A 2,016-nucleotide genomic window follows, 5' to 3' on the forward strand; every position below is an offset into this window, starting at 1 on the left:
AACTGGTTTGAACGTGAAGCGTTTGACCTCTACGGCATCTTGTTTGATGGTCATGAAGACTTGCGTCGTATCTTGACCGATTATGGTTTCATCGGCCATCCATTTAGAAAAGATTTCCCAATCTCTGGCAACGTAGAAATGCGCTATGACCCAGAGTTGAAGCGTGTGGTGTATCAGCCAGTCACGATTGAAGCGCGTGAAATTACACCGCGTATCGTGCGTGAAGAGCAGTACGGAGGTCCGGTCTAAGTCATGGCACAAATTAAGAACTACACCCTCAATTTTGGTCCTCAGCATCCTGCGGCTCACGGCGTATTGCGTTTAGTACTGGAGCTTGATGGCGAGGTAATTCAGCGTGCTGATCCGCACATTGGTTTATTGCATCGCGCTACAGAAAAATTAGCTGAGACGCGTACTTGGATTCAAAACGTTCCTTATATGGATCGTTTGGACTATGTCTCGATGATGGCTAACGAACATGCTTACGTGATGGCAATTGAAAAGTTGCTTCAGGTAGACGTTCCATTGCGTGCTCAATACATCCGCGTGATGTATGACGAGTTAACTCGCTTACTCAATCACCTCTTGTGGATTGGTTGTCATGGTTTAGACGTTGGCGCGATGGCCGTGTTCTTGTATGCCTTCCGTGATCGTGAAGATATTTTTGATATGTACGAAGCCGTTTCTGGTGCTCGTATGCATGCTGCTTATTACCGTCCAGGTGGAGTCTATCGTGACCTGCCAACGCAGATGGCGCAATACTCTAAGTCTAAGATTCGTAGCACTTCTGCAATCAAGCGTTTAAATGAAAGTCGTAGTGGTTCACTGCTCGATTTCATTGAAGACTTCTCCGGCCGCTTTGATGCCAATGTAGATGAGTATTGCAATCTCCTTACTGATAATCGTATTTGGAAGCAGCGTTTAGTTGGTATTGGCGTTGTAACTCCTGAGCGCGCTTTGCAGCTCGGCTTCACAGGGCCTATGTTGCGTGGCTCCGGTATTGAGTGGGATTTACGTAAAAAACAACCTTACGAAACTTACGACAAACTTGACTTTGATATTCCTGTTGGTGTGAATGGTGACTCTTATGATCGCTATTTAGTTCGCATGGAAGAAATGCGTCAATCGAATCGCATCATCAAGCAATGTGTAGCTTGGCTCAAGGCAAACGATGGCCCCGTCATGAGTGACAACCATAAAGTATCTCCACCAAAGCGTGTAGATATGAAGACCAATATGGAAGAGCTGATTCATCACTTCAAACTCTTTACTGAAGGTATGCACGTTCCTGATGGCGAGGCTTACTCTGCGGTTGAGCATCCAAAAGGTGAGTTTGGTATCTATTTGATTTCTGATGGCGCCAATAAACCATACCGCATGAAAATTCGTGCACCAGGATTCGTACATTTATCTGCGATGGATGAGATGTCACGTGGCCACATGTTGGCTGATGCTGTAACCATTATTGGTACCCAAGATATCGTGTTCGGGGAGATTGACCGCTAAAACAGCGCGCCAAGGATGAATTCATGACAACAACTCTTCAACTTTCAGACAAAACGCTCGCAGATATTGCGCGCAATGTCGCGAAATATCCTCCAGACCAAAAACAATCTGCAGTGATGGCCTCATTGATTGCTGCCCAAACTGAAGTAGGTTGGGTGTCACCAGAGGTGATTGCTACAGTTGCTCAAATTTTAGAAATGCCAACGATTGCAGTTGATGAAGTGGCTACTTTCTACAATATGTACAACACCAAACCGATTGGTAAGTACAAATTAGTAATTTGTACAAATCTACCTTGCCAGTTAACTCACGGCGAAACAGCGGCTACATACTTAAAAGAAACTCTCGGTATTGGTTACAACGAAACCACCCCATGCGGAACTTTTACCCTGAAAGAGGGTGAGTGTATGGGAGCGTGTGGAGATTCTCCAGTAATGCTCGTCAATGACAAGCGCATGTGTAGTTTCATGAGTAAAGAGAAGATTGATACCCTATTGAAAGAACTCCGTG

At 45.2% G+C, this 2,016-nt stretch carries 3 protein-coding genes; all 3 read left to right on the plus strand.

What is annotated here, in order from left to right; genetic code table 11:
* Nucleotides 1-249, plus strand: a 249-nt coding sequence (locus tag B7Y67_RS16225; RefSeq protein WP_293599519.1) for an NADH-quinone oxidoreductase subunit C, incomplete at its 5' end; no start/stop codon positions are given.
* 3 nt (nt 250-252) lie between these two features.
* On the plus strand, nt 253-1,506 hold the full coding sequence (locus B7Y67_RS16230) for an NADH-quinone oxidoreductase subunit D (RefSeq protein ID WP_215303341.1): 1,254 nt from the start codon (nt 253-255) through the stop codon (nt 1,504-1,506).
* Nucleotides 1,507-1,529: 23 nt separating this feature from the next.
* On the plus strand, nt 1,530-2,016 hold a 487-nt coding region (gene nuoE, locus B7Y67_RS16235), incomplete at its 3' end, for an NADH-quinone oxidoreductase subunit NuoE (RefSeq protein WP_293599520.1).

The organism is Polynucleobacter sp. 35-46-11, assembly GCF_002281105.1.

Bases quoted from the DNA above. Each gene is read 5' to 3' on its own strand.
- B7Y67_RS16230 (WP_215303341.1), top strand. From the start codon at position 253: ATGGCACAAATTAAGAACTACACCCTCAATTTTGGTCCTCAGCATCCT.